Consider the following 3,909-nt stretch of genomic DNA (forward strand, 5'->3'; position numbering starts at 1 on the left):
GGATCCAGGAGCGCCGGATCGTGGTGTGGTTCAACGACAGTCGAGAGAAGATGTTCGCGGACTTCCACTTCCTGGAGGCGATGTGGGACGCCGTGATGTCGGTCTTGCGCACGGTGTTCGGCGGCGCGGCGGTCCCCCTGATGTGGTTGGCCGTGGCCGGTATCGTCTACGGGGTCTCGGCCGGGGACTGGCGCGGCGCGACGCGGCGTCTGGTCGGCACCAGGTCGGATCGCTACCTGGACCGGACCGAGCCGGCGCGCAAGAAGGTCACGGCCCGCTGGTCGAAGGTCCCCAAGTCGCTGCGGGAGAAGTCCCTCAGTCACGCCGAGGCGCAGCTGGGACGGTTTCGCCCGATCGTCGACTCCGCACGCCTCATCGCCCACGGTGGACTGCTGGCGGTGTCGACGTACGTCCTGCTGTATCTCGTCCTGGCGTGGTTGGACATGTCGGACAGCTACTACCGGGCCCAACTCGGTTCCGGTTACCTGTTCCGCTTCGCGGCATGGCTCTTGGGCCCACACCCCTTCACCTTCTGGTCGGGCACCATCGACGCGATTGCACTGGCATCGCACCTCATCGTGGAACCGCTGCGGCTCTGCCTGATCGCCTCCACCGTCGCGTTCTGCCTCGAGCACGTCAGCCCTCGCAACGATGCGGCACCTCCCGCTCTACAGCAGCAACCGCACGATGATTCGCCCGTTGAAATCGACGACGTCGACAGCGGTGGGCAGCACGTCGCCGGGCAGTAGGAACGTCCACTGCAACGGCCCTGCTCGCGCGCAGCTTTCCGTGGCACCGTCGGCGAGTTTCACGGCAAAACCGTTGAAGCCTTCGGCTTTCCACCTTCGGTGCCCGTCGGTGACAACCCCGGTACACGGCAGCGCGTCCGGCCCACCGGACCGCTCGATGGTGACCACGCGGCGGACGGTCCCCGCCGGCTGCCTTGGCCCGTAGGGACGGTCGGCCCGAGCGGGATGGGTCGTCGCTCCGAGCCGCCAGACGTGACCGCCGACGTCGACCGATCCGCCGACGGGCACGACGTGGGCCGGAACGACGGTGACCTCGTACCGCGACCACGATGGCCACAGCTGAGTCGCAGTGATCACGGCGAGCGCAACCGCAGTGACGAGGCCTCCTACGACGTTTCGCCGCCACGGGGCTCTGACGATCATGACGCCGCGACCTCGGGCTGCAGGGCGACCTCGTCCAATCGACCGACCTGCGGGGCATCCAGTGGAAGGCCGATCACCAGGCGGGAATCGAGCCTGCCGTCGCCCACCCAGACCCGCAGCACCAGTTCCTTGGTGGACTGAGCGTCGAGCACGGCTGGGGCGACCTCGAACACCCACGGGCCGGTCATCGCGATACCCGGCGCCAGCTCGCTCACCCAGGACGTGAACGTGAACCGGTCGGCCGGGGCGTACGTGTTCGGGCCGACGAGCAGTTCAACGTGTGGAAGCGCGGGGTACGCCGTCACGGCCAACGTGGTGTCGACGACGACCCAGCGACCGCTTGCCCTGATGGACTGGGGATCTCGGGAGGTGGTGTCGACGACACGGTCGGCGATGCGTACCCGCGTGACGGTCGCAGTGATATCGCGTCCCGACACGGGCGCACCGATCGACCCATGTTCATCGAACGGCGCGTACACCTCGCTTGGCGTCGGCAAGCTGTGCCACAGCATCGCTGCCGCCGCAAGCACGACGATCACCGTGCCAAGGGGGACCAGCCCGCGCAACCGCGCCACCATCGAATTCACCCGTCGCCCCGTACCTGCACCGTGACCTGCCCATAATCGGTTTCGCTGTCGATCCAGGCCCGGCCATAGGTCACGGCGAGCTCGCGGAACTGCTTCTTCCAGATGCGCAGCTCGATGTCCTGACCCGGTCGCAACGCCGACTCGGGCAGTGACCACACGAAGGCGACCTCCTCCTTGAGACCAGGTCCCAGCGAGAGGATCTCGGTGCCACCGTCCAAGCGCATCGCCCCGACGAACTCTGCCTTTGGCTGGTCGCGAAGGTCGAGTTCGTTGCGCAAACCGCCGGACGTGGTGCCGTCGTTGCGCACGGTGGCGACCACCCCCAGGTATTGCGTGCCCGGTGCTGGTGCGCGCAGCACCCGTGAACCGGAGCGCAGTTCACCGACCAGCGATGCGCGCTCGACGACGACCGTGAACTGGCCGTCGCTGAACTCCTCGCCGGGTCGAAACGTCGTCACGGAGTCATCGACGGTGTCCAAGCCGCCGAAGAGCGCGGTGGCTCCCAAGACCGCGAGCACGGCCAACTGCCTCATTTGGCGGAATTCGAGTCCCGCAAACCAACTTCCGATCCGGCCCTTGATCGTCGGGCTGCCGGGAACGCCTCCCATGTGCAGAATGCTAGTGCTGCGTCGATCGAGGCCCTACCGCTCCTCGTGTCTTGGCACCGACCTGCTGGGGTGCTGCTGCACTCAGAACAGGGTCGGTTCTGGCAGCGGGACGACCGTCTGCTCCGCCGGAGGCACCGAGCGGAAGGACCGGTGGTCACCGGTCAGACCGTGCTTGGAGATCAACGGAGCTGCCCGTTCGCGCAACGAGTCGCGGTAGTTCGCAGGCAGATAGGCTCCGCGCGCGTACAGCTGGCGATATTCAGACACCAGTTCGGGGCGCGACCGTGCCAGCCAGGCCATGAACCAGCCCCGCGTCGAACCGCGCAGGTGCAGCGCGAACACCGTCGCGCTGGTGGCTCCAGCGGCGGCGATCTGCCCGAGAAGCGCGTCGAGCTGCTCGACCGAGTCGGTCAAGAGGGGCAGGACGGGGGCCACCATCACGTGACAGTCGAGTCCTGCACCACGAATCGCGCGGATCAACTCGAGCCGAGCCCGTGGCGTCGGGGTGCCCGGCTCGACGTCGGCGTGCAGTTCGAGGTCACCGACGGCCAGGGACACCGCGACACTGACGTCGACGACCCGCGCAGCCTCGACGATCAGCGGCAGGTCGCGGCGCAACAGCGTGCCCTTGGTGAGGATCGAGAACGGCGTACCCGAATCGGCAAGTGCACCAATGATTCCTGGCATGAGGGAGTACCGGCCCTCGGCGCGTTGATAGGGGTCCGTATTGGTGCCGAGCGCCACCGTCTCGCGGGTCCACGACGGGCGACACAGCTCCCGGCGGAGCACGGCGGCGACATTGGTCTTCACGACCACCTGAGTGTCGAAGTCGTTGCCACTGTCGAAGTCGAGGTACTCGTGGGTCGGCCTGGCGAAGCAGTACCGGCACGCGTGACTGCACCCGCGGTAACCATTGACGGTGAAACGGAACGGCAACTCGGACGCGTCGGGCACCTTGTTGAGCGCCGACTTGCACAGAATCTCGTGAAACGTGATGTTTTCGAACTGCGGAGTACGCACTGAACGGACGAGGCCCATGCGCTGCAATCCCGGCAACGCGCCGTCGTCGACCGCGATCCCCTGACCGTCCCAGCGCACGGATTCAGTCGAACATCTGTTCGATGGAAAGTCAATCCTCGACTCTTCGCGATCTTTAGTGAGATGAGCGGCCGTTTGTGCCGTAGACTTCCGAGCGGGTGTAAGACACATCCGTTCCTGATGAAAGAAGTAAAACGGTATGGCACAGGGAACTGTGAAATGGTTCAACAGCGAAAAGGGCTTCGGCTTTATCGCCCCCGACGACGGCTCCCCGGATGTCTTCGTCCACTACTCTGAGATCCAAGGCGGCGGCTACCGCTCGCTGGAAGAGGCTCAGCGAGTTCAGTTCGACGTCGGACAAGGTGCGAAGGGCCCCCAGGCCACCGGAGTTACCGCGATCTAAGAACTTCACGATCTATGGGCTGGCAAGGGAAACCTTGTCAGCCCATAGTTCATTTTCAGGCCATCCACTTCAGCCGGACAGCACCAGCGACACCACCAGGA

General features: G+C 65.7%; 5 protein-coding genes and 1 pseudogene. 2 read left to right on the forward strand and 4 right to left on the reverse strand.

Going from position 1 to position 3,909, the window contains the following annotated elements; translation table 11 throughout:
- Positions 1 to 749, forward strand: a pseudogene (locus tag ACRDUX_RS05055) (hypothetical protein); the annotation flags it as partial.
- Here the strand turns inward: ACRDUX_RS05055 and ACRDUX_RS05060 are convergent.
- The 4 genes from ACRDUX_RS05060 to ACRDUX_RS05075 all read right to left on the reverse strand — a co-directional run bounded on the left by ACRDUX_RS05060 (position 669) and on the right by ACRDUX_RS05075 (position 3,465).
- The gene (locus ACRDUX_RS05060) at positions 669 to 1,172 is read right to left on the reverse strand and encodes a hypothetical protein (protein ID WP_526411623.1); all 504 of its coding nucleotides are present in this window, start codon (positions 1,170 to 1,172) and stop codon (positions 669 to 671) included. The pseudogene ACRDUX_RS05055 and the gene ACRDUX_RS05060 sit on opposite strands and share 81 nt — an antisense overlap.
- Positions 1,169 to 1,750, reverse strand: a complete 582-nt coding sequence (locus ACRDUX_RS05065) for a hypothetical protein (protein ID WP_526411629.1) — start codon at positions 1,748 to 1,750, stop codon at positions 1,169 to 1,171. The genes ACRDUX_RS05060 and ACRDUX_RS05065 overlap by 4 nt, the downstream gene beginning before the upstream one ends.
- 5 nt (positions 1,751 to 1,755) lie before the next feature.
- Positions 1,756 to 2,367 (reverse strand): hypothetical protein, encoded by a 612-nt coding sequence (locus ACRDUX_RS05070; protein WP_526411625.1) that lies wholly within the window; start codon positions 2,365 to 2,367, stop codon positions 1,756 to 1,758.
- Between the two features lie 81 nt (positions 2,368 to 2,448).
- Complete coding sequence (locus tag ACRDUX_RS05075; RefSeq protein ID WP_526411627.1) at positions 2,449 to 3,465, reverse strand: Rv2578c family radical SAM protein; 1,017 nt, start codon at positions 3,463 to 3,465, stop codon at positions 2,449 to 2,451.
- Positions 3,466 to 3,604: 139 nt separating this feature from the next.
- On the opposite strand from ACRDUX_RS05075, the gene ACRDUX_RS05080 reads away from it, so the two are divergent.
- Positions 3,605 to 3,808, forward strand: a complete 204-nt coding sequence (locus ACRDUX_RS05080) for a cold-shock protein (RefSeq protein ID WP_056548397.1) — start codon at positions 3,605 to 3,607, stop codon at positions 3,806 to 3,808.
- Positions 3,809 to 3,909: the final 101 nt, after the last annotated feature.

This window comes from Mycobacterium sp. (genome assembly GCF_050701675.1).
Lineage (GTDB): Bacteria > Actinomycetota > Actinomycetes > Mycobacteriales > Mycobacteriaceae > Mycobacterium.

What these genes read in the sequence shown, in the direction of transcription:
- ACRDUX_RS05060 (WP_526411623.1), bottom strand. Translation starts at nt 1,172, where the DNA reads ATGATCGTCAGAGCCCCGTGGCGGCGAAACGTCGTAGGAGGCCTCGTC.
- ACRDUX_RS05065 (WP_526411629.1), bottom strand. Translation starts at nt 1,750, where the DNA reads ATGGTGGCGCGGTTGCGCGGGCTGGTCCCCCTTGGCACGGTGATCGTC.
- ACRDUX_RS05070 (WP_526411625.1), bottom strand. Translation starts at nt 2,367, where the DNA reads ATGGGAGGCGTTCCCGGCAGCCCGACGATCAAGGGCCGGATCGGAAGT.
- ACRDUX_RS05080 (WP_056548397.1), top strand. Translation starts at nt 3,605, where the DNA reads ATGGCACAGGGAACTGTGAAATGGTTCAACAGCGAAAAGGGCTTCGGC.